Genomic DNA, 25,869 nt, shown 5'->3' on the forward strand with positions numbered 1-25,869 from the left:
GTGGCTGCCTGTTTGTTTTTACAGTTTAATCGGAGTTTTCGCTTGCTCTAGACTCCATTTTTCTACATCCCACGTCTGCGTGACCCAATCCTCGTAAAACTCAGGTTCGTGGCAGACGAGCAGGACAGTGCCTTTGAATTCTTTCAAGGCCCGCTTCAATTCTTCCTTCGCGACTACATCCAGGTGGTTCGTCGGCTCGTCAAAGACAAGCCAGTTGCTCTCGCGCTGCAAAAGCTTACAGAGGCGCACCTTTGCCTGCTCGCCCCCGGACAGGGCGTTCATGTTGCGGTTGATATGCTCGTTTTTCAGGCCGCAGCGCGCCAACGCTCCGCGCACCTCGTGGTTGTTCATCGACGGGAACTCGTTCCAGACGTCGTCCAGTGCGGTGATCGGCTTCGGCTTGACTTCCTGCTCAAAGTAGGCCGGGTGCAGGAAATCGCCTTGCTCCAGCTTGCCTCCGAGCGGCGGAATGATGCCGAGCAACGTTTTCAACAGAGTGGATTTCCCCACGCCGTTCATCCCGACAATCGCTACCTTTTCGCCGCGCTCCAGCTTCACGCTCAGCTTTGGCAGCAGCGGATGCGAATACCCGATCTCCAGGTCTTCCGCTTCGATGACAAAGCGGCTGCTCGCGCGTGCTTCCTTGAAAATGAAGGAAGGCTTCGCCGCTGTCTCCGGCTTGTCGATCCGCTCCATTTTGTCAAGCTGCTTCTGGCGGCTTTTCGCGCGGCCTGTCGTGGACGCACGCGCTTTGTTGCGGGCGATAAAATCTTCCATGCGCGCAATTTCTTCCTGCTGCTTTTCAAACGCGTCAAAATGCTGGCTGCGCTTCATCTCGGACTGCGCCAGGAACGATTCGTAGTTCCCCGTGTAACGGTTCAGCTTCGTGAACTCCAGATGGTAAATGACGTTGACGACTTCGTTCATGAACGCCGTGTCGTGGGAAATCAGCATGAACGCGTACGGGTATTCCCGCAAGTAGTTTTTCAGCCAGCCGATATGCTCTTCATCCAGGTAGTTCGTCGGCTCATCTAGCAAAAGGACGGTCGGCTGCTCCAGCAGCAACTTCGCCAAAAGCACTTTTGTGCGCTGACCGCCGGACAAGGACGCGACGTCGCGCTCCAGCCCAATCGCGCTCAGTCCAAGCGCGTTGGCGATCTCCTCCACCTTGGCGTCGATCAGGTAAAACCCGCTCGTCTCCAGCTTATCCTGAATTTCTCCCATGCGCTCCAGCAGTTCTTCCAGTTCCTCCGGCGACGCCTCGGCCATTTTTTCGCCGATCGCCATCAGCTCCTGCTCCTGCTCCAACAGCGGCAAGAACGCATCCTTGAGTACGTCGCGAATCGTCTTCCCTGCTTGCAGCTTCGTGTGCTGGTCGAGGTAGCCGTACTGGATTTTCGGCATCCATTCGATGCGGCCTTTGTCCGGGATGTTTTGTCCGGTCAAAATGCTCATCATCGTAGATTTGCCTGTTCCGTTAGCCCCCACAAGACCTACGCGGTCGTTCGGTTGCAGGCGAAAGGACACGTCCCGAAACAAAATGCGATCCCCAAAGCCATGGGACAAATCTTCCACAATCAAAACACTCATGCAAACGCTTCCTCCTGTTTCCTCTGTGAGGTCTACAAAATAATACTTTCAAAATAAGACGGCGCATACCGTTGTGCATAGGTTTCGCCTGTCAATATCAACTCGTCCAATCTCACGCGCATATCCTGCAGGCTGATGCCGTGCATCGCCGTATTCAGAATCGTCGCTCTCGCCATCAACCGCAGCGTATTGACTTCATCTGTCAGCTTGTTGCCGAACATTTTTCCGCTGTGCACGATCTCTGAACGATGATTGTACGATTTTTTTACAAACTGGGCAATTTTTTGCCGCTGCGCGTACGACTCTCCAAAATAATACGCCATTCGCACCCGCAATTTATAGGTGATTTCGCCCTTTTTTCCGTCGGGAGCAAACAGCGACTCCAGAGCAATCCACAAATCGAGCAGTTGGTCTTCGTTGCTTTTTTTCTCCAGCGACAGGGAATAACGGCGAAAAGCAAGCGACGGCAGTTGATGATTTATCAGTCGCTCGAACACGTTTTGGGTCGCCTCGTCAAACTCGAATTTGCTTCCGTCGAGGGAGCGCTTCAAGTACGTGATCCCGCACATGTTGCCATTGATCGTCAGGACGTACGGAATCGAGCATGTCCCATCTATGGCGGACAAATTCAGCTTGTTTTCGATCTCTTCGATCCATGGACGGTCATCCGTCACTTTCATCTCCGCGTGCTCCGCAACCAAAAACAGGCTGTTGCGGTTGACCCGCGAATCGAAAATGCGCTTGTTCTCGTCCATCTCGTTTCGCAAATAACGCGAAGCTATCTCGTACGGCCGCTCAGCCCCCGAGATCAAGTAATACGCATTAGGCAGCTCGATCCGAATGGGCTGTGTCGTCATCGAATTAAACACGGGCGCAATCAACAGTGGCATTGGCTGCTCCTTTCAGATCCGTAAAAAAGCGCGGTTCTTGTTTACATAATCAAACGGACGCTACATAAACAGTATCGTGCCTTTCTGCTCTTTTGACAACATATCAATTCCTACTAATCGCAGACACGCTTCCTTATAGAATACCAGCAATTCCTATGGTTCGTCACCATCGGATTGCGACAAACTACGAAAAGAAGGAGATGATTTGATGGAAAAGGATCATATTCTCGACGAAAATCCGCACCAAACATACAACAATGCGGCAAAGCCACAGGAGCAGACCGGCGAACCGCTGGCTGGCTCCAAAAAAGTCAAGCAAAAAAATCATTCCCGCTCCATCAAAACGCGGGAAGGGTAAGCTGTTGGCTAAAAGGCCCGAGCGGAATCAGTCCGTTCGGGTTTTCCTTTTTCTTACAACAAAATGATTGAATTGTCCCACAGGGATGCTCTATGATGGATGCAGTATCCATAATGGAGGTTTAGCCCAATATGATTACCATTCCACTTCCGGGCAACGGCCCGCTTTCGAACGCGATCAGCTACAGCGTCTCTCCTTTGTACGAGCTGGCAGCCAGCCTGCACACTCTCGCCCAGCCGACTCCCCCTGAACGCTTCTTTTCATGGTCAGAGGACAAGCTGGAGCAATTTGAATCCGCTCGCCTCAAGCAAGAATGGCAGTATTTGCTCCCGCTCTTCCGCTATGGTCTCCCCGACTCCTTCGATCCCGTCCAGACAAAAGGCGTGATGGGAGTGGACGATCAATACGAATACTTCGTGTCGCTGCCGACCGAGCAATTTGTCCGCAGTGTGACTCCGATGCTCGACCAATGGATGCAGCAGCACGAGATTCCGCAAGTGTATTTGGACATAAAGGAAGACTCTGATTATGTAAAAGGCCGTTTCAGCCTGTTCGTCTCGTCTTACTGGCAACTGTTTTTTGAAGAGAACTGGGAGAGCATCGCGCCGCAGTTTGTGAAAGAGGCGGAGCGCATTTACTATGCCGTGCAAAGCGTTCCTGCCCTGCTTTCCTACCTGCAGTCGCTCTCTCCCGCCTTCTCCCTGGATGAAGAGACTTGCCACCTGACATATCCGAGCCATGGCCCAGACGACCATGCGCAGCAGTTAATCCTGTATCCCAGCTATTATTATGCCCAGGAGCCTTGTCTCAGCAAAAAGGGAACGAACGCTCACCTGCTGTACTCCTTCTCCTGAGCTTTTCCACTAAAAACGCCCTTTAAGAAGGGCGTTTTTCATGCAACATATGCGCAACGATCAATTTATCCAGTTGCTGACTTATTTTCACGATTTCTGGGTCAAGAAAATTGTAGCCTGCTTCTTTGGCTGCACGTTCCAGCTTTTGGCGCAAGTCATCAATCATCTTACTCGTAGTTTCCATGCTGCCAAGCCTCCACCCACGTCAGTCTCCCACTATTTTACATTATATAAGAACAGGTGGAAAGGGTAAGATGTGGAAGAAAAAAGCCTTGTATCCGTATAGGAACAAGGCTTTTTTCGCAGGTGCCGCTGTTATTTCATCACGTGGATCGGACGACCCAGCGCCAGCTCAGCCGCTTCCATCGTCACTTCCCCGAGTGTCGGGTGAGCGTGGATGGTCAGCTCGATATCCTCAAGCGTAGCGCCCATTTCGATCGCCAGGCCGATTTCCGCGATGATGTTGGAAGCTTCCGGACCTACGATTTGCGCGCCAAGGACGAGGTTGGAGCCTTTTTCCGCAATCAGCTTCACGTAGCCCTCGCCTGCGTTGACAGACAGAGCGCGGCCGTTTGCAGCAAACGGGAAGCGTCCCACCACATAATCGATGCCTTTTTCTTTTGCTTCTCGTTCGTTGATACCCACGCTTGCGATTTCCGGATCGCAGAAGACAACCGCAGGAATCGCTTTGTAGTCCACCTCAGCCGGATGTCCGGCAATGGCTTCGGCAGCCACTTTTCCTTCGTAGGAAGCTTTGTGGGCGAGCGCAGGACCTGGCACGATATCCCCGATCGCGTACACGTTAGGAATGTTCGTGCGGCCTTGCTTGTCAACGACGATCAGGCCACGATCGGTCAAGTTCATGCCGATATCGCGAACGCCCAGCTCATCGGTGTTCGGACGGCGGCCAACGGTGACGAGCACGTATTCTGCCTCGATTTGTTGCGCTTCGCCTTTGACTTCGGCTTTCACGATCACGCCGTTTTCGGTCTCTTCCATGCCTTGCGCCAGCGCTTTGGTATGGATGGTCACGCCGAGCTTTTTCAGCTTGCGCTCCACGAGACGCGGCATGTCTGGCTCAAAGCCAGGCAAAATTTGATCGGAGCCTTCGAGAATCGTCACTTTGGTACCGAATTTCGCAAACACCGTACCCAGCTCGATGCCGATGTAGCCGCCGCCGATCACGACCATGCTCTTCGGCAGCTCGGTCAAGGACAGAGCTTCTGTCGAGGACAGCACGCGCTTGCCGAACGGGAAGGCAGGCAGCTCGATCGGGCGGGACCCGGTCGCGATGATGCAATGCTCGAAGCGATAGCGGTTCACGTCATAACCGTGGAAGACGCGCACTTCGTTTTCGCTGACGAACAGCGCTTCACCTGGGATTACCTGGATTTTGTTGCCTTTAAACAGGGAGCCAACGCCGCCTGTCAACTGCTTCACGATGCCGCTTTTCCATTCCTGGACTTTGGCAAAATCCACTTTGACGTTTTCCATGGTGATCCCCATGGATTCGGTATGTTGGGCGTGCTCATACGTGTGTGCCGCATGGATCATCGCTTTGGAAGGAATGCAACCTACGTTCAGGCACACGCCGCCCAGCTCTGCTTTTTCCACAACCGCTACGGTTTTCCCCAGTTGGGCGGCGCGAATCGCCGCCACATATCCGCCTGGGCCCGCACCGATGACGAGCACGTCTACTTCTGTCGTAAATTCACCTACTACCATTGTCTCTTATCCCTCCATGACGAGCAGCGTCGGGTTTTCCAGAAGCTGCTTCACGTAGTTGACGAAACGCTGCGCAGGTTCGCCATCAACCAAGCGGTGGTCAAAGCTCAAGGACAGATGCAGCATTTGGCCAACCACGATTTCGCCGTTTTTCACCACTGGTTTTTCGCTGATGCGACCAACGCCGAGGATTGCAACCTCTGGGTAGTTGATGATCGGCGTGAAGAACATGCCGCCAGCGGAACCGATGTTGGTGATGCTGAAGGTAGAGCCTTTCAGCTCGTCAGCACTCGCTTTGCGCTCGCGGGATTTTTTCGCCAGCTCGCTGATTTCGCCAGCGATTTGGAAAATCGACTTGCTGTCAGCCGCTTTGACGACAGGAACGAGCAGGCCGTCTTCTGTCGAAGTCGCGATACCGATGTTGTAATATTTTTTGTAGATGATTTCTTGTTTTTCATCGTCAATGGAAGCATTCAGCTCTGGGAACTTTTTCAGACCCGCTACGACTGCTTTCACGATCATTGGCAGGTAAGTCAGCTTCACGCCGCGCTCTTCTGCGAGTGGTTTCGCGTCTTTGCGCATCGCAACCAGTGCGGTTACGTCCACTTCGTCGAAGATCGTTACGTGTGGCGCTGTGTAAGCGGATTTCACCATTGCTTTGGCAATCGCTTTGCGGATGCCTTTCAGCGGAACGCGCTCTTCCAGTTCGCCAGCTTGTGCGCTGTAGTGAACGGTTGGCGCAGATGCTGCTTGGGCAACACCAGTTGGAGCCGCTGCCGGAGCTTCGACTGCTGCTGGAGCAGCCGTTTCTACTGCTTGTGCGGCAGGAGCGGATGCGACAGCGCCGCCCGCTACGAAGCGGTCTACGTCTTCGCGGGTGATGCGGCCGAGCTTGCCCGTACCAGGTACCAGTGTCAACTGCACGCCTTTTTCACGCGCGTATTTGCGCACGGAAGGAGTAGCCAACACGTGCTTGCGGTCGATTGGAGCGGCAACCGCTGTCGCTGTCGCTTGCGGCGCCATTGGCGTTTCCAGCGCCTGGTTTGCATTTGCGCTCACCTGGGAGCCGATGTCGCAGCCTGGCTCCATTTTGTCAGCAGCAGGAGCTGGTGCAGCTTCAGCCCCATGCGCATCGCCGTGACCGTGGTCTGGCAGGTTCGGAATTTCGCCTTCTACTTCGAACTCGATCAAAGGATCGCCGACGACAGAAACAGTCCCTTCTGTCACTTTCAGCTCGACAACTTTTCCTTTTACAGGCGATGGAACTTCTACTACCGCCTTGTCATTTTGCACTTCCATAATGACTTGGTCTTCTTCTACGGAATCTCCGGGCTGTACGTGCCATTTGACGATTTCGCCTTCATGGATACCCTCGCCGAGCTCCGGGAGTCTGAATGTAAAACGACTCACAGTATCTCCTCCTTTTAAACACTACGCTTCAATGAACAGCCTGCAAATTTCGGAAAGAAGGCGGAAAGCTCTCAACTTTTCCGCCATTATGTCTGTTTCCGATTAAAAATCGAGCACTTGCGTGAGTCCGTCTACCACGCGTTTCACGTCAGGCAGCCAGATATCCTCTGCTTGTGCAAACGGATAGACTGTATCCGGCGCAGTGATACGCAGCACAGGCGCTTCGAGGTGGAGAATGGCGCGCTCGTTGATTTGCGCGATGATTTCCGCAGCAACACCGGAAGTTTTTTGCGCTTCCTGCACGACAATCGCACGGTTTGTTTTCTTCACGGATGCGACGATGGTGTCGATATCGAGCGGGCTGATGGTGCGCAGGTCGATGACTTCTACCTTCGCGCCGCGCGCTTTTTCGATTTCTTCTGCGGCTTTCAGGCTGGTATGCACCATAGCACCATAGGTGATGATGGTAACATCGCTGCCTTCTTTTACTACGTTCGCTTTACCCAGCGGGATGGTGTACTCGCCTTCTGGCACTTCTTGACGGAAGGAACGGTACAGCTTCATGTGCTCCAGGAACACGACCGGATCGTTGTCGCGAATCGCGGAGATCAGCAGACCTTTTGCATCGTACGGGTTGGAAGGGATAACCACTTTCAGACCCGGCGTTTGCAGCATCAAGCCTTCCAGGGAGTCAGCGTGCAGCTCAGGTGTTTTCACGCCGCCACCAAATGGGGAGCGGAACGTTACCGGGCTGGAAAAGCGACCGCCGGAACGGTAGCGCATACGAGTCGCCTGGGAAGCGATCGCGTCGAATGTTTCAAAAACGAAGCCAAAGAACTGAATTTCCGCTACAGGACGGAAGCCGTTGATGGACAAGCCTACAGCCAGTCCACCGATTCCGGACTCAGCGAGCGGCGTATCGAATACGCGCTGCTCGCCAAATTCAGCTTGCAAACCTTCTGTCGCACGGAATACCCCGCCGTTTTTCCCTACGTCTTCCCCGAAGACAAGTACGGTTTCATCGCGCTTCAACTCTACGCGCATTGCATCCGTAATGGCTTGAACCATTGTCATTTGTGCCATGGCTTATTTCGACTCCTTCGCCAGGAATTCTGCCTTTTGCTCTTCGAGTGCAGGCGGCAGTGTCTCAAACATTACATCGATCAGTTCGGTCACTTTCATTTTCGGCGTTTCGTCCGCTTTTTTGATCGCGTCCGCAACTGCTGCTTTTGCTTCTTCAATGACAGCTTCCTCGTCTTTTTCGCTCCAGAGGCCTTTGCCTTCGAGGAATTTGCGGAAGCGGATCAATGGATCGCGCAGTTCCCACTCGCTTTGCTCTTCGCCAGAGCGGTAGCGGGTTGGGTCGTCACCTGCCATGGTGTGTGGACCATAGCGGTAGGTCAGCGCTTCGATCAGTGTCGCGCCTTCGCCGTTCACGCCGCGCTCTCTCGCTTTTTTCACCGCGTAGTAAACAGCGAGGATATCCATACCGTCGATACGCTCGCTGGCAATACCGGCAGCCACTGCTTTTACGGCGATGTTTTCAGAAGCCGTTTGCTTTTCGAACGGCAGGGAGATCGCGTAACCGTTGTTTTGCGAGAAGAAGATGACAGGCAGCTTGTAAACGCCTGCGTAGTTCATGCCCTCGTAGAAGTCACCTTGGGAGGTTGCCCCGTCACCGAAGTAGTTGATCGCCACGCGCTTTTCGCCGCGCAGCTTGTAGCCCATCGCCACACCTGTCGCTTGCGTACATTGCGCAGCGATGATGATTTGTGGCATCAGTACGTTGACGCCTTCCGGAATCCGTCCACCCTCGATGTGTCCGCGGGAGTAGAGGAACGCTTTGTGCATAGGGAAACCGTGCCATACCATTTGCGGAATGTCGCGGTAGCTTGGCAGGATGAAGTCTTCTTTGGAAAGCGCTGCCTCGGAGCCGATCATGCTTGCTTCTTGACCCGCTACAGGCGCGTAAAAGCCGAGACGACCTTGACGGTTCAGGCTGATAGCGCGTTGGTCCCACACGCGGGTAAAGACCATTCTACGCATCAGTTCACGCAACTCATCATCAGAGAGCTCAGGCATCAAGTCAGGACGAACAACCGTACCGTCCGGTGCAAGAATTTGCAGCGGGGCGTTGTTCTCTGTTTGTTCAACAGCAGTGGTTACGCTCATCTCATTCACCTCGTCACTAGAATAAGGGGCTTCCTGCCTGCCGTGCGCCCTGCCGCGTTTCACCGAGCAGATGCTCAATCAATGGCGGCGAGTGCGAACGATGTCGGAAGTGTCCCCAATAATGGAAAAAGCAGAAGAAAAGTTGTCTCGTGCAAGAAAGGGCTTACAGCGCCGTTTGCACCACCCTGTTATACTGCAGACAAATTGTCTGTTTAATGTGTTATAGTATTGATATTACAGGGTTTATTTCCTCTCTGTTATCATTTACTATAAAAGCTGTATCAGTTTTTTTCAAGGCTTAGTTTTACATTTGAGCAAACAGGAGTGTAAATCGATGTCTGAATATGTAAAACGAACGATCATAAAAGAAGAAGTGCCAAGCAATCATGTGGACACTCCCCGCTCGGTCAAAGTGTACCTCCCGCCGGGCTACAACGAGCTTCTGTCCTATCCTGTCGTCTACTGCCAGGACGGGAATGACTTTTTTACGATGGGACGAATCGCTACCATCGCCAACCAGCTCATTTTGGAGGAAGGCATCGAGCCGTTCCTCGTCGTCGGCGTCTCGGTAGACCGCAGCAAGCGGACGAGCGAATACTCCCCCGTCGGCGCAAGAAACGAAGCGTACAAACGCTTTTTTTGCGAAGAGCTGCTGCCGTACATCGAGGAGCGCTATCCCGTTAGGCGCGACAAAGCGTCCCGCGTGCTTGCAGGCGATTCGCTCGGAGGCACTGTGGCGCTGCATCTCGCCCTGGACCAGCCTGAGCTGTTTTCGCAGGTGCTTGCGCTGTCGGGAGCCTTTTTCCAGCCGACGCTCGACGCCATCCAAAGCCGCGAGAGCCTGTCCTGGCTGCGCATCTGGATGGTCGTGGGACTGGACGAAACCGCCGTGGAGACGCATATCGGAACGTTTGACTTCGTCGAATGGAACCGGGAAGCGAAAAAGCTGCTCACGGCCAAACAGGCCAACCTGTCCTATGCCGAAAAGCCGGGCAATCACGTCTGGGGCCTGTGGCAAAAGGAGCTGCCGGATGCCCTTCGCCACTTTTTCCCGCCGCCGCGCCTGTAGCCGCTTCCAGACTCGGCTGGCTTGGCGACGTGTCCGTTTTCGGCTAGAGCGAGCCGTTGATTTCCTTGATCTCTTCGTATCCGTAATAACGGCCATCTACCATGTAAATGCCCTGGTGGGTGGCTTTTTCAATTTCTCCTGCTACCTGCTGCGCATTTTGGAGAACGATGTTGACGATCTTGCTCTCGTCGCGCTTCATCTGGTTTTGCAGCCGCTCACGCTCTTTGGCCGATATCATGTTCATCCCTCTTTTCCCTCAACAGTCAATGGCTATAGTATTTCTTTGGAAGAAGGGAAATACACGCGAACGACGGAGAAAAACCCCCGCCATGCCGCAAGAGCCGCTCTTGGACAGACGGGGGCTTTCTGGATTTATTTTTCGCTCTTTCAAGCCTTCTGCGAGCAGTCCGTCGCCTTGGCGGCATCTTCCTTGAAGTAATCGTTGCTGCTGAGCTTCATCGAGGGCGGCACCCAGGCGTAGGCAGCGGGAACACCCGGCAGGACAATTCCGTCGACCAACGGCTGGCGCTCAATCGCGTAGGAAAACGCCTGGCGAATTTTTTTGTTCGTAAACGGCGGCTGGGTCGTATTAAACGTAACCGCTACGGTATTCGGATACGGGTCGAGCACAATTTTGCCCTCATCCTGCAAGCTTTGCAGCAAATCGACAGGCAGCGTATAGGCAGGGTGGCCGCCCCAATCGAGATCGCCGGAATCAAACAGCGCTTGCAACGTGTTGGTGTCGGTAATCATGCTCCAGACGATCTTGTCCAGCTTCACCGCGTCTTTGTCATGGTACTTGTCGTTTTTGACCAGCACCAGCTTGTTTTTATGCTCCCAAACATCCATCTTGAACGGGCCGTTTCCGATGTAGTTCTCGGGAGAAGCCGCCCAGCCCGGATTGGACTCGACCGTTTTTTGGTGCAGCGGGAACAGCGTCGGGAAAGCGGTCAGCTCGTAAAAAAACGGCGCGGGCGAATTGAGCTGCACTTCCAGCGTGTGGTCATCGAGCGCTTTGACCGCGACGGCATCCTTGCTTCCTTTTCCCGTGTTAAATTCTTCCGCTCCTTTGATGAAATAAAGCATGTAGGCGTACTCCGAGCCTGTTTGCGGGTCGAGCTTGCACTTCCAGGCAAATTCAAAATCGTGCGCGGTGACGGGATCACCGTTGGACCAGAGGGCGCCTTTTTTCAATTGAAACGTGTACGTCAGCATATCGGGGGAAACGGAGTAGTTCTCGGCCAGCGCTCCCGCAATCTTTCCGTCAGGCCCGTAGCGCGTCAGCCCTTCAAAACAGGCCGTAATCACGTCAAAGGAAGTCCCGTCTGATGCCAGGCCCGGGTCTGCCGTCGGCGTTCTCCCCCTTCCGCATTCCAGTTCAAGACCATCTCTTGCGTTTTGGCTTGCTCGGATTTCGTTGTTTCTGTGCCCTGGTTGTCAGTTGCCGACGGCTGGGACGAACTACAGCCTGCAACGAATTGAAAAATCAGAAACCCAATCAATAGCGCGCCTGTTCGTTTCTTCAACTCTCGCGTCCTCCTCGTCTGTGTCGAGTTCGCGAAGATGACTGATTGACAGTCTTTTACTCTCCACCATGCTATCGCATCACCGCAAAAAAGGAATCGGACGAGTTGGTAGAAAATCATGTGCTAGCGGCGAAAGATTTTTGTGCATATTGTCAAAAAATTCATTCTATTTCTTCGGCGCTTCCCAAGCAACAAGCCAGTCCGCCCCTTGTCTGGTGCTGGACTGGCTTTTCGCTCTCGCTCAAACAGCCTGTATCGTTACCCGGAACACTTCGCTGCTCCCAGCAGCTCCTCTACGACTTCCAGCACTTTGGCGACGCTTTGCTCGTCGATATGACGGTGCGTCGTAAAGCGGATCACGTATTCGTCGAAGTCGACCGCCAACACCCCTCTGTCTGCGAGCCGCTGCAAAAAGTCAACCGCTGTCTCCTGGATCGAATCGGTCCTGACCAGCACGATATTCGTCTCGACAGGCTCGACAGTCAGGGACAGCTTGCGAAAGCCTGCGGCCAACTGCTGTGCCCGCTCGTGATCTTCACGCAGCCGCTCGACCATCTCGGTCAAGGCGATGATTCCCGGCGCAGCCAAATAGCCCGCTTGGCGCAAGCCTCCGCCGAGCTTTTTTCGCCACCATCTCGCTTCTTCGATAAAAGCGCGGTCCCCAGCCAAAATGGAGCCTACGGGCGCACTCAGCCCTTTGGACAGGCAAACTTGAACGGTATCCGTGTATTGGCTCAGTTCGCAAACGTCGACTCCTTGGGCGACCGCCGCATTGAACAGCCTCGCCCCGTCTAGATGAACCGGAATCCCGTGCTTTTGCGCCACGTCATAGACGCCCTTCATCTGCTCGACCGTGACCACCGCGCCTCCAGCCCGATTATGCGTATTTTCCAGGCAAATCAATTTCGTTCGCGGAAAATGAATGTTGTTGCCGCGGATCGCTTTTTCCACGTCTTCCGGGCGCAAGGCACCGCGCTCTCCCGCGAGTGTCCGGGTTTGCACGCCAGCCAGAGCCGACATCGCTCCCCCTTCGTAATAAAAAATATGCGATTCCGCTTCCGCGATCACCTCGTCACCATTGACACAGTGGGTCAGCACAGCGACCTGGTTGCCTTGCGTGCCGCTGGTGACAAACAAGGCCGCCTCCTTCCCGAGCCGTTCCGCTGCAAGCTGCTCCAGTCGGTTTACCGTCGGGTCTTCGCGATAAACGTCATCGCCCACTTCGGCTTCCGCCATCGCGCGAAGCATCGTTTCAGTCGGTTTCGTGACGGTATCGCTGCGCAAATCCATTTTCATAAAAGCGTCCCCTTCCGCATGTTCGTCTAGCAACTCTATGTTCCAGAACACTTTCCACATTGCATCTGCAATTCCCTCTTTGCTAAGATGGAGAAGAAACTTACATACATACAGTTAGGAGACTTGACCGATGAAGGTAAAGATCACTCGCAATGCAGCGAAGCAACTGACCACGATCATGGAGCAGGAAGAAGACAAAGACCTGAAGCTGCGTGTCTATATCACTCACGCGCACGGCGATCATGCACACTACGGCCTGGCGCTGGACAAACCGACCGAAGAGGATGAAGTAGTCTCCACTGACAAGGAAATCGACGTTGTCGTGAAAAAAGACGAGCCGCTTCTGGACGGCATCATCGTCGACTACCTGTATCTGCCGCAAGAAGGCTTCGTCATCACCAACCCGTCCAAAGGAAACACAGGCGACCATTAATCGCTTTGAGCCACACACGCAAAAACCCCTCTGCTGCTTATTCAGCCAGAGGGGTTTTTACTATTTGCCACGTTCAAGCCTGCGTGTACAGCTCGGGCGAAAGCTCAGCCAGCAGTGGCGCCTGCTCCCCTGCCATCTTCGTCAGCACGAGGCGATGCACCGGCCTGGTCATCGCCACGTAGAGCAGCTTCGCGTCCCATTCGTTGCTTTGATACGCATCCACATCGACCACGATGACCGCGTCAAACTGCAAGCCTTTTGTCAAATAGGCAGGCATCACGGTTACGCCGCCCGGAAACTGGTTGTCTTTGCTGCCGAGCAGCGTCAAATCGGCAATGCTCTTTGCAAGCGCCTTGTGCGCCTTTTTGCTCGCCTGAATCGTCTTGGTGACGATCGCGATCGTTTGCAACCCTTCCTTTTGCAGAGCGGCCACCCGGGAGCTGACTTCCGTCCACAGCTTGGCGCGCGAATCGGCCTCGACCATGACCGGCTTTTCGCCATGGCGCAAGACGGGCTTCGCCAAGACGGCTTCCGGCAGCTCAATCTGCCGCAGCACTTCGTTGGCGCACAGCATGATCTCAACTGTCGAGCGATAGCTTTGCGCCAGCGTGTAGTAGGCGGGACGAAGCTGTTCGAAAATACCCTGGGTCAGCTCCTCCCACGCGTGAATGCCGCGGTAGCTGTGAATGCCTTGGGCGATGTCGCCGACAATCGTCAGCGAGTGGCGCTTCGTCGCGAGCGCAATCACGGCAATCTCCAACGCGCTCAAGTCTTGCGCTTCATCCACGACGGTATGGTCGAAATGCCCGGCCTTGTTCATCCCTTCGATGATATGCTGCAAATACAACAGCGGCGCGATATCCTCCGCTTCCAGCCGCTCCTGGGCAAACAGCGCCGCAGAAGACCGGCTCACATCGCGGACCACTTCGTCGGAAATGTCCGCAGGGACAAGCTTGCGCAACAGCTCCTCCTCTGCGATCAGCTCGCGGTACGACTCGAAAATGTCCAGCCGCGGGAAGGAGACGAGGTACGTATCCAAAATTTGCTCCAGCATTTTTTCAAACTTGGCCAGCCCTTGCTTGTCGAGGTCGACTTTTCGCTCGCGCAAATGCGAAAATAGTTGCTTGTTCATCTCCTGCTTCAAATGCTTGCGCAGCGCATCGACGCGCCGATGGTACGGCAAGGACCCGAACTGCTCCAGAAAAAACTGCCGGATCGTCTCGCCCGGGATGGAGAACACTTGCTTCGTCTTGTTGTAAAGAAAACTCAGTTTTTTGAACGGGATTCTCGTCTCGATCACGTAGCGTATGTACTCTTCCATGGCTTCCCGGCACGCCAGCGAGCCTTTGAAACGCAGCCGATGGCGGGTGATTTCCTGCTCCCGCTCGTCCTGCCCTTCTTCAAAAAACAACTGCAGCGGTTTGTCCGGGCTCACGATCCGCCAGCCTTTGGGCATGAGCGGCTTCACGAGCCGCGCCGCCCAGTCTACAAACGTCGATTGCTGAACATCGTCGACGCCAAGCTCGGGTAGCACCTCTGATATGTACGTCAGAAACATCCGGTTCGGGGCGAACACCATAAATTTTTTCGACATCATCGTATCCTGGTAGTTGTAAATCAGGTACGACAGCCGATGCAGCGCAATCGTCGTCTTTCCGCTGCCCGCAACCCCTTGCACGACGATCGGCCGATCTTTTTCCGCGCGAATGATGTCATTTTGCTCCGACTGGATCGTCGCGACGATATCTTTTAAGCGGCTGTCATTCGTCAAGTTCAGATTGGCGTTCAAAAATTCGTCGATGAAGCCTTCCTGCAAAAACTCGTCCGGGTGCCCCATCTCGCGGTTGATCGTCTCTTTTACAGCGCCATCGTAAATCCCGACGATTTTTCCGTCCTCAATCGCGAAGTTGCGCTTCAATCTCACCTCGCCGCGCACGATCTCGCGCCCCATCCGGTAAAACGCATCCTTGCTCTCTCCGGAATAATAGAGACTGGCAATGGGCGCTCGCCAATCCACGACGATCGAATCAAACGTATCGCTGCGGACGATCCCTCTTTTTCCGATGTACACCTGGTCAAGCTCGTAAACCTCGTCCTTGAGAAAATCGACTCGGCCAAAGTACGGCTTGTCGCGTCCGTGATCCTCCAAATAACGCAGGTCTTTTGCCTTGCTTGCGTTCACGACCTGCTTGACGTAATCGTCGGTCGCTTCCCGAATCTCTTCGCGCAGCCGAGCGATCTCCCCATCGATCAATGCAATCGTCTCATCCAGCTTGTTTTGTTCTGCCTCGTAATCGCGGTGTTGGGTACTCACACCCATCCCCCCTCTCGTCTTTTATCAATGTGATGGTCGTTATTGCATTTGTCTGGCAAGCCAGATTCCCGCGGCACAAGAGAGCAGGCCGACCACGATACTGAGCAGGGCGTAAACGAGCCCGCGCAGCCATTGTCCCTCTCCCCAGAACGAAACCACTTCCAGCGAAAATGTGGAAAACGTCGTGAATCCGCCCATAATACCTGTCGTAAACAAAAGATACAGCTCAGGCGAGAAGCCTCCCCGCTCCTTGCCGATCACAAACAAAACGCCGATGGCAAACGAGCCAATGATGTTCGCCAGCCACGTGCCTACAGGCCAGCCCGGCTGATTGGCAACCAGCGCCAGCACATAACGAAGCAACGAGCCGACTGCTCCCCCAACCGCTACAGCCACCCATGCCATTGGTCCCCCTCCTCAATTGCAAAACTGGCAGAAGTCGTCAGGAACAAAAAGACACCCGAGCGTCAAGCAAGGATGTCTGCCGTATCAATACAAGTAAGTTTACTGTTTTGGACGATTTTCCTCAAGATCTTCCACATAGCGGATGGAATCCAGATTCGCTCGAAGCGACATCTTGACCGCATCGATGTACTTTTGGCGCAGAGCTTTTTGCTCCTGCTTTTCCTCGTCAGTCAAGCCAACCTCGCGAGATTTCTTGACCAGTTCGTTGATTCGTTTAATTTCCGCGTCAGATACCACGTTCCGGTTCCTCCCACTCTGTAGTAATGCCGCTTTATTATATCATATCAGTCGGAACTGGCAAGAGAGCGGATGGCGGGCAAGTGCTCGAATCAGTCCGTTTCCGGGATGAACAAGGTCTGCCCCGGATAAATGAGATTGCTGTCGAGGTTGTTCGCCATTTTGATATCGAAAATCAGATCGCGCACATCCACCTTTTCCGAATGATGATGGCGCACAGCAATCGTCCAAAGACTGTCGCCGGAGCGAACGGTCACTTCTTTTCCTTTTAGCGGCTCTTTATGCGCAGAAGAGGCAAACACCAGTTCGGTAAGCAAGTAAAAAAAGAGAGAGAACGTCAGCAAAAACAAAATAGCTTGTCCTCTCGTGATGCCCAAACGGACGCGGCGAGGCTGCTTTTTCTCGAAACGGTTATGGATAGACATGGCATTCATAATATGACCCCCTACAAACATACGTTCTATAAGTTCGTATCCCTATCATAAATGAGAACATATGTTCATGTCAATACAAAAACCGCCGTCTCGCAAATTCGCGCGGAGCTGCTGTGCGCAGCCGTTTTTGCTTCGGATGACGCTGCCGGGCGACTCTATTGGGGTGGATTTAGCTCGTTTCTAGCTGGTTGCTTGCTACCTGAACAGAAGTCCAAGTGTGCCGCGTTGGTGCGGTTTGTGGCTTGGCGTAAGCTCGGCTCTTCGGTACTGGAGCGGCTGGCGGTTTGACGTGAGCTCGACTCTGCGACAGTGGAGCGGCTTGTGGCTCGACGTAAGCCCGGCTCCGCGACGATGGAACTGTTTGCCGACTTGGAGTTAGCCCGGCTCTATTACAATGGAACTGCTGCAACTTACGGCTCCGGCCGCCCGCCCGCGCTTTTTTCGAGATTTGGCCGCTGCTGTCGAATCAAATGCATTTACCCTGTCAAAAATTCCTGTTCGCATCAAAATCGAACTTATGTTTGTCGAACGCAAGCTCCCATGGTATAATATAGGAAAACATGTTCGAGAAATCAGGGGTGTCTCTCTATGTCAAAATTATCCAGCAGACAACAAGCCATAATCGAATTTATTCGCAAGGAAGTCCGGGACAAAGGCTATCCTCCATCCGTCCGCGAAATCGGCGAAGCTGTCGGACTTGCCTCCAGCTCTACTGTGCACGGTCATCTGGCGCGCTTGGAAAAGAAAGGGCTGATCCGCCGCGACCCTACCAAGCCTCGCGCCATCGAACTGCTGTCTGAGGAAGACCGCTTCCAGGACAACTTCGAGGACTCTGTCGTTCGCGTTCCCGTCATCGGGAAAGTAACCGCCGGGCAGCCGATTACCGCGATTGAGGACGTCGAAGAGTACTTCCCGCTTCCAGAAAATATCGTGACTTCAGACAAGGTGTACATGCTGCGGATTTCCGGGAACAGCATGATCGACGCCGGTATCCTGGACGGCGACTACGTAATCGTGCGTCAGCAGCACGTCGCCAACAACGGCGATATCGTCGTCGCCATGACAGAAGAAGACGAAGCGACCGTCAAGCGCTTTTTCAAAGAGAAGAACCACTTCCGCCTCCAGCCGGAAAACGCGACGATGGAACCGATCATTTTGGACAACGTCACCATTCTCGGAAAAGTCATTGGCGTCTATCGCCTCATCCACTAATCGTTCCAGCGCATGAAAAAAGGACAGCCTCCGCTGTCCTTTTTCGTCTCTATCATTATATTTATCTGGCAAGGAAAAACCAGACGATCATGCTCACCTGCAACACGACTTTGACAACTGCGCTTCCCAAAAAGCCGATCAGCGAGCCAAAGCCTGCCTTTACCGCTTTCTCTATCGGCTGCTTTTGCACGAGCAACTCCACCAGCACCACGAGCACGAACGGCATAATCAGCATCCCGAACGGCGGGAACACGAAGATTCCGAGAACAATCCCTACGGCCGCAGCCACCGAAGACCATTTGGAGCCGCCGTACTTTTTCACGAAAAACATGTTGGTCAACAAATCCGCACCGTACAGCAAGATACTGAGCACCACCATCCCCCACCAGAAAGACGCTGGCAACCCCGCTCCCGGATCGGCTATGAAAAAGTGGTAGAGCAAAAAGCCTGCCCACAGTAAAATCGTATCGGGTAGTACTGGCAAAAATATACCGGCGATACTTAGCGCGAAAAGCACCAACACGATAATCCAAAGAACAATATCCATTCTCTATGCACTCCTCTCACATAGGTAATACGAGAAAAAGCGGATTGAAGTTGCACTCTTCTTTTGCGAATCCGTGAGGCCGTCTGCGAGGAGTACCTGCCTATTTTAACGAAAGCGGAGGGTTACTATGACGCGAAACTGGCGCGACCTATCTTATTTGCACAACGGGACACCGAAACAAAAAGCTGCGGGCCAGGCCATCGCCCAATCCGCGGTCATGCAGCGGCTGCAAGCGTTCGATCCCGTGCTCGCAGGTACGATCCCTCTGGACATCGACATTGCGGACAGCGATCTGGACATTATTTGCGAGTGCCACGACCTCGAGCAGTTTGCCGACGTCGTCCGCGCTTCGTATGCGGCGTATGAAGGCTACAAGGAAGCTCGTCTGCTCGTGCAAGGCGTGCCCACCTGCCTGATTACGTTTTTTGCCTGCGGCTTCTGGTTTGAGCTGTTTGCCCAACCGCGCCCGGTCGAACAGCAAAATGCGTATCGGCACATGGTCGTCGAGCACCGTTTGCTGCTGCTCGGTGGCGCTGACGCCCTCCGCGCCATCCGCCAGCTCAAGCAAGACGGCCTGAAAACCGAACCTGCTTTTGCCTCCTATTTTAACATTCCGGGAGACGATCCATACCAGGCGCTGCTGGATGTGGAAAAGTGGACGGAAGAACAGCTCCGCACTCTTGTGACCAGGTAAAGAGTCCCCCGCTCCTTTGTCGCATAGGCGGACGGCGCGCGCGTGGTGAAAAAATCGCCAGAGCCGCGGTGCAAATGGCGGACAGATGATTTATAATGGGAACTACTGCGCGGGCACTTGGCGGCGCGCAGGGAGTAAACGAGAACGAGGGGGTGTGTGGTTGGTGAATGGAATTGGTTTGCCAGATACTGCAGCGTCTCATGCAAAGCCTGGGAATAAGGCGATACTTTGCATGAGGTGGACAGTCGTTTAGACAATTCATCGCCTTCTCTAACGTATCTCATTTCTTATTTCCTGGCTTTGCCCCTTATTTTTCACTTCAAAAATAAGGAGCGAGCGGAAATGAAATATGTGAATGCAGCCAGCATGCTGCCAGAAACCTTGATCGCAGAAATCCAAAAGTACGTGCAGGGAGAAATCATCTACATTCCGAAACCGAAGACGGCCCATCACAAATGGGGGACCCGGACCGGCGGCAGAAAACAGTTGGATGAACGCAACAGCGCGATCCGCAACGCTTTTCGCGAAGGCGCCTCCATCCAGGAGCTGGCCGAGCAGTACTTTCTCTCGACGGAAACGATCAAAAAGATTGTGTATGCCAAATAGACAAAAGCACTGGCGCGTCCACGAGACGGTCAGTGCTTTTCCTATGCCGAGTTCTTTTTACAATCGTTTTTTCCCTTTGCAGCGCACTCCGCTCCTTTTACAGTAGAAGGTACAAACACCATCACGACTCCTCACGCCCGACGGAGTACGCTGCAAGGAGGAACCAGAAAGATGCAACCATTTATTTCACCCCACCACTATCACTTCATCAAAGCACAGGTGCAAACCTTGTTGAACGCATACACAAGCAGCACAGACCCTAATGTCATCCGGGCCCGCAAAGAAATCGCCCAGGAATCCGTGTTCCAGCTCTTCCCCGGCATGACAGAGGAACAAAAGCAACTGCTTGCGCCACTCGCAGCCATCAAGGAAAAGAACGAAGCCAAACAGTTTTTGCTGCGGCTCTCGCCGTATATCATCCCGTTTCCCGCTTTGACCGAGCAAGCGATCAAAAAAATGTTCCCGAAGGTCAAGAAGCTCAAGCCGCCTGCGACAGCGGAAATCCCGTATGCCGAAACGTCGTATGTAAGCTGGTTCGACAGCGGGGCAGACAAAAAGTACATGATCGCCTACTACCCTGACAAGCTGATCGGCATTCACGGCGTTTTTACTCCCCTGCCCAAAAAAGGGATTTGTGCGATCTGCAACAAAATTACCGACATCGGCATGTTCGTCCTGGAAGCGCGGGGCGCTGGCGACGGCACGTATTTGAAAAAAGGAAACTATTTGTGTCAGGACAGCGTCACTTGCAATCAAAATATTCGTTCGCTGGAAAAACTGCATGATTTTCTGGCTACGATGGTCAAATGAGCAGAAACACGATCATGCGCGAAAAACAGTGGCGGCTCCTTGTTCAAGCTTAGCGAACAAGGAGCCGTTTTCATAAAAAATACCCCTCAAGCAACTCAAGGGGCAGTTGACGGCAAACGGGCGAGAGGATGCATTCGTTCTTTTGACCGAATCTTTGATGAAGCCCGCTGCCTTTGCGAAAACTGCGCGGAGAAATGGAGCTTCCACAAAGGCCACGCCATCAGGAGGGCGATTTTCATCGACAATGGCGTCCATCAACGGAAAGTGAGGATTTTCCTTTCGGGTACCTTTACTATACTTTGCTTCTCTATTTGCTGTCTCCTAACCAAAGTTAGGTGAGGTTAATCTTTTTCACGGGAGTTGCTAGCGTTTCTCTTATTTTGCCAGCGTGGCGAGTACATCCAAACTGTTCCGCCACTCGCTGTTTAGGCGGGGGAACTGCCCTCTCAGCTTCCATTGGCTTGAGCATGGTACAGCCAGATAGGCCGGTCGGAAGCGAGATAACGATTGTTTCGGCATGCCGGGCGAACTGAATGTACGTGGATCGGATAGGTTAAGCCCCGCTAGACAAAAATGGTTCGTCCAAAGCGGCGGGCAAAAGAAGGATGCGGCTGTTACAAGTAGTCGAAAAATCGGTTCCACCAGGTGTATTCGCCGATCATCGCTTGATTTTTCCCATCGTACAAGGTGTTCAGCTCGTCTGCGGGGATGTAGCGGTAGCCGTTCTCCTGCAGCGTGGCGATGATGCGGTTCAGGTCTGGTTGCTTTCCCGTCTCGTCAAAAGCGCCATGGATCGTCACGAACCGTCCAAAGGCCGAAAAGCGGATCGCCAGCTCGTAGCACATCGCATAGCTTCCCCCGCTCGCTTTCGCATCGTGTTGGCTTTTTTCCAGGATGTACATCTCTGCGAAAAACGAGGCGTCCTGTACGCAGTCGTCCAGTTCGAAACGGTTGTCTGTTTCAGCTTCCAAGCGGGCTTTTACCATTTTTACTTGCTGCATTTCTTTTCGGTAATCGAAGTCTTTCGGGGCATACCATTCGGCTGCGTCGTCGAAGTGGAGCAGGAGTTGTTTTAGTTGCGGGTTCATAAAGGTTCCTTTCCTATAAGAAACAATGTTATCTTTTTGATTTTGTACCCTTTACAAAAAATAGAAAATAATCCTTATTCATGTTATGCTCTCACTAGCTAGGCCACAAAGGAGAGATTGACATGGGAAAAAGCATTTTGATCGGGCTGGCCGTTTACGTCATCGGCATCATCCTCGTCTCGGCTACTACCGCCATTTATAACGGAACTCCTTCAGAGTTGTCTTATTTGCGCGCCATATCGTACGCAATTATTTACCTCGCAGGCGTCGTCGCTGCCAGCGCTGTGCTGTTCGTGAAAAAGCGCCAGAAATAGTTCCTCGCCAACAATGCTCGGATTCCCTCCTGGCTCAATCCGTTCTGGTCAAAAAGAACAAGAGGGACTATTTTCATTATAAGCAGCTTGAGTGCTGTTTTCATGGTAGCTTCTGCTTTCTCTCTTTTTAGCTAGTCCGGAAAGCAGGAAATCGCCAGTTCCTTCTGATCCACTCCCACTCTTGGTTGCAGGAGCGGATCAGCCTCGTTAAAACCCCAATAAAAAATGTTCTACTAACTCATTTATGTAAACGAATCACTTTTGTTTCTCCGCAATTCCCTCCGCCCCTCGCAAAAGCACCTTTGGAACCAGCCGAATATATACTAGCTCCCCAATGAGCTCTACAATGGTTTGCGTCACGATCACTGCCGACGCCACTCCGTTTAGCGGTTCCGGCAGCGCCAGTGCAAACGGAAGAACGACCAGAGAGTTACGCGTGCCTGCACTAAAAATCAAAGCTCGCCCTGCTCCGGTATCCAAACGGAATAGATGGGAAACAATCCGCGCAATAATCGGTGTAATCGCCATATATGCTGCATAGACAGGAATCACTTGGATGATCGAATCAAAAGAGCTATACAGTTTGGCAATTTGCGAGGCAACGACAACAAAAAGCGTTAGCGCCATAAAAGGCACAGGCAGCCATGCTGTTGCATCAAGAAACCGTTCTCCCCGTGGTTGTCTTGTTGACCACCATTGCGTAAGTAGAGCAAGAATCAGCGGGACGACAATAAGCCCGAAAAACGCTTCGAGAAATGGCCCGACACTCACGATTTCTGCTGCTTTCTCGCCCATAAAAAGCCATAGATAAACGGGCAAAAAAAGCATTTGGGTGACAAAAAGGATCGGGGTTGAAACCAACACGAGTTTCTCGTTCCCACGCCCAAGATGGGTGAAGACAATCACATAGTCAATGCAGGGGGTAAGCAAAACAAGAAATACCCCTAACAAGATTGCTGGATCGGCCGGAAGAAACCGCGTTAACCCCCAGACAAGGACTGGTACGGCTATGTAGTTGACAAGAAGGAGCGCATACATAAACTTTCGATTCGAGAGTGCCTCTTTTAAACGAAAAAAAGGGATTTGGGCAAACATTCCATACATCAAGATGGCAAGCACGAACGAAATCGTACGATCAAGGCTCTCGCCTGATTCTGGCCATAACAACCCGAATCCAGCAGCAATCACGAGCACGAACGCATAAAGCCACACTTGATTCTTTTCTAATTGTTCTCTTGAAATCATTTCTCGCCCAGCCCTTTCCTATCGCGAACCCGTAGTTTCTATTTTTTTCAGGCATTCCAACCACGTAAGGCATTTGCAGCTTAGCCCGCTGTCTAATATTTGTATCATCCAATCAAGCTGTTTTTTTCTTTCCTCAAGTTGGGAGCGTTTCTGCTTCGCCATTTGTTCCCAGCGCTCAGACAGTGGTCCACTGGTTTCAAAACCTTCTAGCAAAATCGCGATTTCCTGGATGCTAAAGCCTGTTTGCTGCGCGATCTTGATAAAACTGATACGTTCGAGTAGTTGTTCATCATACCGGCGTTGCCCATTTTGACGTTCCGGAGCAGGAAGCAAGCCAACGGATTCATAGTAACGCAGCGTCGATGCGTTTACCCCTGCCCTTGCCGCAAGTTGCCCAATGCTAAGTCCAGACATAACAACTCCCCCCTTGACTTAAAGTTAACTTTAAGTTTTACGATTCGATTATATCTCTTTGCGGAAGGTGCTGTAAATGAAATGAGTTGCTAGTTGCATACGCTCTGTGCTTGTGCTTTTCCAGTCAGTGGTGCGGTAGCTCTGGGCGTTCAGCTTGTAGAAAATCAGGCATTCTTGCTGAAACGTGAAAGGGGAAGACAAAATGAGCCCAAAAATGCCTATCGCTTGTTGCCACACAGTCTTTACGGAAGCGGAGCGAGTGGAGTACAAAAGCATTTGGGAAGAGCTTGATTCGAGAAGGATTAGCATTGCGGAGCTTGAAAAAGGGGTTCAGTATCAATTTCCGGGGGATCAAGATACGTTACGGCTTGTGCAGGAATGGGTGCGGCTGGAGCGAAAATGCTGCCCGTTTTTAACGTTTACGGTCATTGCAAGCAGCGAAGAGAACCCGATTTTGCTGGAGCTTACCGGAAACGAAGAAGCGAAAGCATTCTTACGCAATGAAATGGAGGCGGAAATGAAACGAATAACATGCAAATAAAAAAAGCTCCACGATTAGTGGAGCATACTTTCCCAGTCTCGCCTGGTCCGTTTGCAGGTGCTGGTGTGATATCCCAACCTGCCGGATATGTTCGTCCACATTTCCAAAAAATTAAAACAGATAGGATGGACAAATTTGAAAAACACATATTAACAATCTACAACTAGAAAATTTGTGGGCGAATTGTGGGCAAAAGCAATACATCGACGTGAATTTCGAAAGCTGCCCACAAAAGCAAAAACCCCCTCGCACCAGCAGGCGCAAGGGGATTTTTCCATTTTAGTAAGTGCTCATGTACTGCTCGCGCTCCCAGTCGTGGACGCGTGTGCGGAACATATCCCACTCGATTTCTTTTGCTTCGATGAAGTGTACCAGCGCGTGCTCGCCCAGGGCTTCGCAGATTACTGGATCGGCTTTCAGGCACTCGATCGCTTCCTTGAGCGTAGCTGGCAGGTTGACGATGCCGTTTGCTTCGCGCTCTTCTTCGGTCATCACGTAGATGTTGCGGTCGATCGCTGGTGGTACAGTCACTTTGTTTTTGATGCCGTCCAGGCCGGCTTTCAGCATGACAGCCAAAGCGAGGTACGGGTTTGTTGCCGGGTCTGGGCTGCGCACTTCGATACGGGTTCCCATGCCGCGGGAGGCTGGGATACGGATCAATGGAGAGCGGTTTTTCGCCGACCATGCCACGTAGCAAGGTGCTTCATAGCCAGGTACCAGACGTTTGTACGAGTTCACGAGCGGATTGGTGATCGCTGTGAAGCCGCGAGCGTGCTGCAAAATACCTGCGAGGTAATGCTTCGCTGTTTGGCTCAGGCCCATTTCGTCTGTCTCGTCGTAGAACGCATTTTCGTTGCCGCGGAACAGGGATTGGTTCGCGTGCATACCGGAGCCTGCCACACCGTAGAGCGGTTTTGGCATGAAGGTTGCATGCAGGCCGTGTTTTTGCGCGATCGTTTTTACAACCAGCTTGAAAGTCAAAATCTGGTCTGCTGCTTGCAGCGCGTTCGCGTATTTGAAGTCGATTTCGTGTTGGCCTGGCGCTACTTCGTGGTGGGAAGCTTCGATTTCAAAGCCCATTTTTTCCAGGGTCAATACGATGTCGCGACGGCAGTTTTCGCCGGTGTCGAGCGGAGCGAAGTCGAAGTAGCCGCCTTGGTCGTTCAGATCGAGCGTAGGATCGCCTTTTTCGTTGAGCTTGAACAGGAAGAATTCAGGTTCTGGTCCCACGTTGAACGCAGAGAAGCCCATTTCTTCTGCTTCTTTCAACGCGCGCTTCAAAATATAGCGAGGGTCACCCTCGAACGGAGAGCCATCCGGCATATAGATATCACAGATCAGACGTGCAACTTTCCCATGCTCGTTGCCCCACGGGAATACAACCCAGGTGTCCAGGTCCGGTACCAGGTACATATCCGATTCCTCGATACGAACAAACCCTTCGATAGAAGAACCGTCAAACATCATTTTGTTGTCCAACGCTTTTGGCAGTTGGGACAGAGGAATCTCCACGTTTTTGATAATCCCCAGCAGGTCAGTAAACTGCAGACGGATGTATCTCACGTCCTCTTCCTGGGCCAATCGCATAATGTCTTCTCTTGTGTACTTGCTCACATTTCTCTCCT

Annotated in this window: 31 protein-coding genes; 10 read left to right on the forward strand and 21 right to left on the reverse strand. The window is 52.7% G+C overall.

All coding sequences use genetic code 11. The features are described 5' to 3' along the window. Positions 1 to 18 precede the first annotated feature (18 nt). Positions 19 to 1,590 carry an ABC-F family ATP-binding cassette domain-containing protein gene (locus AC27IT_RS01805; RefSeq protein WP_025845985.1) on the reverse strand — a complete coding sequence of 524 codons (1,572 nt, stop codon included), beginning with the start codon at positions 1,588 to 1,590 and terminating at the stop codon, positions 19 to 21. 32 nt (positions 1,591 to 1,622) lie between these two features. Further along, a complete protein-coding gene (locus AC27IT_RS01810; RefSeq protein ID WP_005835771.1) occupies positions 1,623 to 2,480 on the reverse strand; it encodes a HEPN domain-containing protein in 858 nt (285 codons plus the stop codon). 208 nt (positions 2,481 to 2,688) lie between these two features. Between AC27IT_RS01810 and AC27IT_RS01815 the strand changes: the two genes are divergently transcribed. Both AC27IT_RS01815 and AC27IT_RS01820 read left to right on the forward strand, forming a co-directional pair. Continuing rightward, entirely contained in the window at positions 2,689 to 2,838 is a 150-nt protein-coding gene (locus AC27IT_RS01815; protein WP_005835773.1) for a small acid-soluble spore protein P, read from the forward strand. Positions 2,839 to 2,969: 131 nt separating this feature from the next. Beyond that, positions 2,970 to 3,692: a hypothetical protein gene (locus AC27IT_RS01820; protein WP_005835775.1), complete on the forward strand. Its 723-nt coding sequence runs from the start codon at positions 2,970 to 2,972 to the stop codon at positions 3,690 to 3,692. A gap of 22 nt (positions 3,693 to 3,714) precedes the next feature. On the opposite strand, the gene AC27IT_RS01825 is transcribed toward AC27IT_RS01820, so the two are convergent. From AC27IT_RS01825 to pdhA, 5 genes are all read right to left on the reverse strand, one after another. Next, a complete protein-coding gene (locus tag AC27IT_RS01825) occupies positions 3,715 to 3,876 on the reverse strand; it encodes an aspartyl-phosphate phosphatase Spo0E family protein (protein WP_007786969.1) in 162 nt (53 codons plus the stop codon). Positions 3,877 to 4,007: 131 nt separating this feature from the next. Next, positions 4,008 to 5,417, reverse strand: a complete 1,410-nt coding sequence (gene lpdA, locus AC27IT_RS01830; protein WP_005835777.1) for a dihydrolipoyl dehydrogenase — start codon at positions 5,415 to 5,417, stop codon at positions 4,008 to 4,010. A gap of 6 nt (positions 5,418 to 5,423) precedes the next feature. After that, positions 5,424 to 6,827 carry a dihydrolipoamide acetyltransferase family protein gene (locus AC27IT_RS01835; protein ID WP_122952629.1) on the reverse strand — a complete coding sequence of 468 codons (1,404 nt, stop codon included), beginning with the start codon at positions 6,825 to 6,827 and terminating at the stop codon, positions 5,424 to 5,426. A 102-nt stretch (positions 6,828 to 6,929) separates the two neighbouring features. Next, complete coding sequence (locus AC27IT_RS01840; RefSeq protein ID WP_005835781.1) at positions 6,930 to 7,910, reverse strand: alpha-ketoacid dehydrogenase subunit beta; 981 nt, start codon at positions 7,908 to 7,910, stop codon at positions 6,930 to 6,932. Positions 7,911 to 7,913: 3 nt separating this feature from the next. Next, on the reverse strand, positions 7,914 to 8,999 hold the full coding sequence (pdhA, locus tag AC27IT_RS01845) for a pyruvate dehydrogenase (acetyl-transferring) E1 component subunit alpha (protein ID WP_007786964.1): 1,086 nt from the start codon (positions 8,997 to 8,999) through the stop codon (positions 7,914 to 7,916). Between the two features lie 334 nt (positions 9,000 to 9,333). Here pdhA and AC27IT_RS01850 point away from each other — a divergent pair, with 334 nt between their 5' ends. After that, entirely contained in the window at positions 9,334 to 10,068 is a 735-nt protein-coding gene (locus AC27IT_RS01850; RefSeq protein ID WP_025845991.1) for an alpha/beta hydrolase, read from the forward strand. Between the two features lie 43 nt (positions 10,069 to 10,111). Here AC27IT_RS01850 and AC27IT_RS01855 read toward each other — a convergent pair whose 3' ends face one another. The 4 genes from AC27IT_RS01855 to ltaE form a co-directional block, all read right to left on the reverse strand. Then, the gene (locus AC27IT_RS01855) at positions 10,112 to 10,312 is read right to left on the reverse strand and encodes a hypothetical protein (protein ID WP_007786962.1); all 201 of its coding nucleotides are present in this window, start codon (positions 10,310 to 10,312) and stop codon (positions 10,112 to 10,114) included. A gap of 143 nt (positions 10,313 to 10,455) precedes the next feature. After that, positions 10,456 to 11,376, reverse strand: a complete 921-nt coding sequence (locus AC27IT_RS01860) for a peptide ABC transporter substrate-binding protein (protein ID WP_025845993.1) — start codon at positions 11,374 to 11,376, stop codon at positions 10,456 to 10,458. Further along, positions 11,373 to 11,594 carry a hypothetical protein gene (locus AC27IT_RS01865; RefSeq protein WP_005835787.1) on the reverse strand — a complete coding sequence of 74 codons (222 nt, stop codon included), beginning with the start codon at positions 11,592 to 11,594 and terminating at the stop codon, positions 11,373 to 11,375. Before AC27IT_RS01865 ends, AC27IT_RS01860 begins: the two co-directional genes overlap by 4 nt. A gap of 258 nt (positions 11,595 to 11,852) precedes the next feature. Further along, positions 11,853 to 12,890: a low-specificity L-threonine aldolase gene (ltaE, locus tag AC27IT_RS01870; RefSeq protein WP_025845996.1), complete on the reverse strand. Its 1,038-nt coding sequence runs from the start codon at positions 12,888 to 12,890 to the stop codon at positions 11,853 to 11,855. Positions 12,891 to 13,020: 130 nt separating this feature from the next. On the opposite strand from ltaE, the gene AC27IT_RS01875 reads away from it, so the two are divergent. After that, positions 13,021 to 13,323, forward strand: coding sequence for a HesB/IscA family protein (locus AC27IT_RS01875; RefSeq protein WP_005835790.1), 303 nt, complete (start codon positions 13,021 to 13,023; stop codon positions 13,321 to 13,323). Positions 13,324 to 13,396: 73 nt separating this feature from the next. Here AC27IT_RS01875 and AC27IT_RS01880 read toward each other — a convergent pair whose 3' ends face one another. The 4 genes from AC27IT_RS01880 to yneA all read right to left on the reverse strand — a co-directional run bounded on the left by AC27IT_RS01880 (position 13,397) and on the right by yneA (position 16,773). Next, positions 13,397 to 15,637 (reverse strand): HelD family protein, encoded by a 2,241-nt coding sequence (locus AC27IT_RS01880; RefSeq protein WP_026557288.1) that lies wholly within the window; start codon positions 15,635 to 15,637, stop codon positions 13,397 to 13,399. 39 nt (positions 15,638 to 15,676) lie between these two features. Continuing rightward, positions 15,677 to 16,042 (reverse strand): fluoride efflux transporter CrcB, encoded by a 366-nt coding sequence (crcB, locus tag AC27IT_RS01885; RefSeq protein ID WP_005835794.1) that lies wholly within the window; start codon positions 16,040 to 16,042, stop codon positions 15,677 to 15,679. A 99-nt stretch (positions 16,043 to 16,141) separates the two neighbouring features. Continuing rightward, on the reverse strand, positions 16,142 to 16,339 hold the full coding sequence (locus tag AC27IT_RS01890) for a DUF896 domain-containing protein (RefSeq protein ID WP_005835795.1): 198 nt from the start codon (positions 16,337 to 16,339) through the stop codon (positions 16,142 to 16,144). A 92-nt stretch (positions 16,340 to 16,431) separates the two neighbouring features. Further along, positions 16,432 to 16,773, reverse strand: coding sequence for a cell division suppressor protein YneA (gene yneA / locus AC27IT_RS01895; protein ID WP_005835797.1), 342 nt, complete (start codon positions 16,771 to 16,773; stop codon positions 16,432 to 16,434). Between the two features lie 588 nt (positions 16,774 to 17,361). Here yneA and lexA point away from each other — a divergent pair. Further along, positions 17,362 to 17,985 carry a transcriptional repressor LexA gene (gene lexA, locus AC27IT_RS01900; protein WP_005835798.1) on the forward strand — a complete coding sequence of 208 codons (624 nt, stop codon included), beginning with the start codon at positions 17,362 to 17,364 and terminating at the stop codon, positions 17,983 to 17,985. Positions 17,986 to 18,046: 61 nt separating this feature from the next. On the opposite strand, the gene AC27IT_RS01905 is transcribed toward lexA, so the two are convergent. Further along, positions 18,047 to 18,532: a DUF456 domain-containing protein gene (locus tag AC27IT_RS01905; protein ID WP_005835801.1), complete on the reverse strand. Its 486-nt coding sequence runs from the start codon at positions 18,530 to 18,532 to the stop codon at positions 18,047 to 18,049. A gap of 127 nt (positions 18,533 to 18,659) precedes the next feature. Between AC27IT_RS01905 and AC27IT_RS01910 the strand changes: the two genes are divergently transcribed. From AC27IT_RS01910 to AC27IT_RS01920, 3 genes are all read left to right on the forward strand, one after another. After that, a complete protein-coding gene (locus AC27IT_RS01910; RefSeq protein WP_197186885.1) occupies positions 18,660 to 19,226 on the forward strand; it encodes a DUF4269 domain-containing protein in 567 nt (188 codons plus the stop codon). A 342-nt stretch (positions 19,227 to 19,568) separates the two neighbouring features. Beyond that, the gene (locus AC27IT_RS01915; protein ID WP_005835805.1) at positions 19,569 to 19,832 is read left to right on the forward strand and encodes a CD3324 family protein; all 264 of its coding nucleotides are present in this window, start codon (positions 19,569 to 19,571) and stop codon (positions 19,830 to 19,832) included. Positions 19,833 to 20,003: 171 nt separating this feature from the next. Next, complete coding sequence (locus tag AC27IT_RS01920; RefSeq protein ID WP_005835807.1) at positions 20,004 to 20,642, forward strand: FusB/FusC family EF-G-binding protein; 639 nt, start codon at positions 20,004 to 20,006, stop codon at positions 20,640 to 20,642. A gap of 12 nt (positions 20,643 to 20,654) precedes the next feature. On the opposite strand, the gene AC27IT_RS01925 is transcribed toward AC27IT_RS01920, so the two are convergent. Both AC27IT_RS01925 and AC27IT_RS01930 read right to left on the reverse strand, forming a co-directional pair. Next, positions 20,655 to 20,900, reverse strand: a complete 246-nt coding sequence (locus AC27IT_RS01925; RefSeq protein WP_198508395.1) for a hypothetical protein — start codon at positions 20,898 to 20,900, stop codon at positions 20,655 to 20,657. Between the two features lie 356 nt (positions 20,901 to 21,256). Then, positions 21,257 to 21,730 (reverse strand): hypothetical protein, encoded by a 474-nt coding sequence (locus AC27IT_RS01930; protein WP_005835811.1) that lies wholly within the window; start codon positions 21,728 to 21,730, stop codon positions 21,257 to 21,259. A gap of 122 nt (positions 21,731 to 21,852) precedes the next feature. Here AC27IT_RS01930 and AC27IT_RS01935 point away from each other — a divergent pair, with 122 nt between their 5' ends. Continuing rightward, positions 21,853 to 22,044 (forward strand): hypothetical protein, encoded by a 192-nt coding sequence (locus AC27IT_RS01935; RefSeq protein WP_005835813.1) that lies wholly within the window; start codon positions 21,853 to 21,855, stop codon positions 22,042 to 22,044. Positions 22,045 to 22,299: 255 nt separating this feature from the next. Here AC27IT_RS01935 and AC27IT_RS01940 read toward each other — a convergent pair whose 3' ends face one another. Both AC27IT_RS01940 and AC27IT_RS01945 read right to left on the reverse strand, forming a co-directional pair. Beyond that, positions 22,300 to 23,289 (reverse strand): arsenic resistance protein, encoded by a 990-nt coding sequence (locus AC27IT_RS01940; protein ID WP_026557292.1) that lies wholly within the window; start codon positions 23,287 to 23,289, stop codon positions 22,300 to 22,302. 18 nt (positions 23,290 to 23,307) lie between these two features. Further along, the gene (locus tag AC27IT_RS01945) at positions 23,308 to 23,703 is read right to left on the reverse strand and encodes a MerR family transcriptional regulator (protein WP_005835668.1); all 396 of its coding nucleotides are present in this window, start codon (positions 23,701 to 23,703) and stop codon (positions 23,308 to 23,310) included. A gap of 202 nt (positions 23,704 to 23,905) precedes the next feature. On the opposite strand from AC27IT_RS01945, the gene AC27IT_RS01950 reads away from it, so the two are divergent. Further along, the gene (locus tag AC27IT_RS01950) at positions 23,906 to 24,244 is read left to right on the forward strand and encodes a hypothetical protein (RefSeq protein ID WP_238504402.1); all 339 of its coding nucleotides are present in this window, start codon (positions 23,906 to 23,908) and stop codon (positions 24,242 to 24,244) included. Positions 24,245 to 24,523: 279 nt separating this feature from the next. On the opposite strand, the gene glnA is transcribed toward AC27IT_RS01950, so the two are convergent. Continuing rightward, positions 24,524 to 25,858 (reverse strand): type I glutamate--ammonia ligase, encoded by a 1,335-nt coding sequence (gene glnA, locus AC27IT_RS01955; RefSeq protein WP_005835665.1) that lies wholly within the window; start codon positions 25,856 to 25,858, stop codon positions 24,524 to 24,526. Between the last annotated feature and the right edge of the window lie 11 nt (positions 25,859 to 25,869).

The organism is Brevibacillus sp. YAE8, assembly GCF_057543335.1.

Bases quoted from the DNA above. Each gene is read 5' to 3' on its own strand.
- AC27IT_RS01805 (WP_025845985.1), bottom strand. From the start codon at position 1,590: ATGAGTGTTTTGATTGTGGAAGATTTGTCCCATGGCTTTGGGGATCGC.
- AC27IT_RS01810 (WP_005835771.1), bottom strand. From the start codon at position 2,480: ATGCCACTGTTGATTGCGCCCGTGTTTAATTCGATGACGACACAGCCC.
- AC27IT_RS01815 (WP_005835773.1), top strand. From the start codon at position 2,689: ATGGAAAAGGATCATATTCTCGACGAAAATCCGCACCAAACATACAAC.
- AC27IT_RS01820 (WP_005835775.1), top strand. From the start codon at position 2,970: ATGATTACCATTCCACTTCCGGGCAACGGCCCGCTTTCGAACGCGATC.
- AC27IT_RS01825 (WP_007786969.1), bottom strand. From the start codon at position 3,876: ATGGAAACTACGAGTAAGATGATTGATGACTTGCGCCAAAAGCTGGAA.
- lpdA (WP_005835777.1), bottom strand. From the start codon at position 5,417: ATGGTAGTAGGTGAATTTACGACAGAAGTAGACGTGCTCGTCATCGGT.
- AC27IT_RS01840 (WP_005835781.1), bottom strand. From the start codon at position 7,910: ATGGCACAAATGACAATGGTTCAAGCCATTACGGATGCAATGCGCGTA.
- pdhA (WP_007786964.1), bottom strand. From the start codon at position 8,999: ATGAGCGTAACCACTGCTGTTGAACAAACAGAGAACAACGCCCCGCTG.
- AC27IT_RS01850 (WP_025845991.1), top strand. From the start codon at position 9,334: ATGTCTGAATATGTAAAACGAACGATCATAAAAGAAGAAGTGCCAAGC.
- AC27IT_RS01855 (WP_007786962.1), bottom strand. From the start codon at position 10,312: ATGAACATGATATCGGCCAAAGAGCGTGAGCGGCTGCAAAACCAGATG.
- ltaE (WP_025845996.1), bottom strand. From the start codon at position 12,890: ATGAAAATGGATTTGCGCAGCGATACCGTCACGAAACCGACTGAAACG.
- AC27IT_RS01875 (WP_005835790.1), top strand. From the start codon at position 13,021: ATGAAGGTAAAGATCACTCGCAATGCAGCGAAGCAACTGACCACGATC.
- crcB (WP_005835794.1), bottom strand. From the start codon at position 16,042: ATGGCATGGGTGGCTGTAGCGGTTGGGGGAGCAGTCGGCTCGTTGCTT.
- yneA (WP_005835797.1), bottom strand. From the start codon at position 16,773: ATGAATGCCATGTCTATCCATAACCGTTTCGAGAAAAAGCAGCCTCGC.
- lexA (WP_005835798.1), top strand. From the start codon at position 17,362: ATGTCAAAATTATCCAGCAGACAACAAGCCATAATCGAATTTATTCGC.
- AC27IT_RS01905 (WP_005835801.1), bottom strand. From the start codon at position 18,532: ATGGATATTGTTCTTTGGATTATCGTGTTGGTGCTTTTCGCGCTAAGT.
- AC27IT_RS01910 (WP_197186885.1), top strand. From the start codon at position 18,660: ATGACGCGAAACTGGCGCGACCTATCTTATTTGCACAACGGGACACCG.
- AC27IT_RS01915 (WP_005835805.1), top strand. From the start codon at position 19,569: ATGAAATATGTGAATGCAGCCAGCATGCTGCCAGAAACCTTGATCGCA.
- AC27IT_RS01920 (WP_005835807.1), top strand. From the start codon at position 20,004: ATGCAACCATTTATTTCACCCCACCACTATCACTTCATCAAAGCACAG.
- AC27IT_RS01930 (WP_005835811.1), bottom strand. From the start codon at position 21,730: ATGAACCCGCAACTAAAACAACTCCTGCTCCACTTCGACGACGCAGCC.
- AC27IT_RS01935 (WP_005835813.1), top strand. From the start codon at position 21,853: ATGGGAAAAAGCATTTTGATCGGGCTGGCCGTTTACGTCATCGGCATC.
- AC27IT_RS01940 (WP_026557292.1), bottom strand. From the start codon at position 23,289: ATGATTTCAAGAGAACAATTAGAAAAGAATCAAGTGTGGCTTTATGCG.
- AC27IT_RS01945 (WP_005835668.1), bottom strand. From the start codon at position 23,703: ATGTCTGGACTTAGCATTGGGCAACTTGCGGCAAGGGCAGGGGTAAAC.
- AC27IT_RS01950 (WP_238504402.1), top strand. From the start codon at position 23,906: ATGAGCCCAAAAATGCCTATCGCTTGTTGCCACACAGTCTTTACGGAA.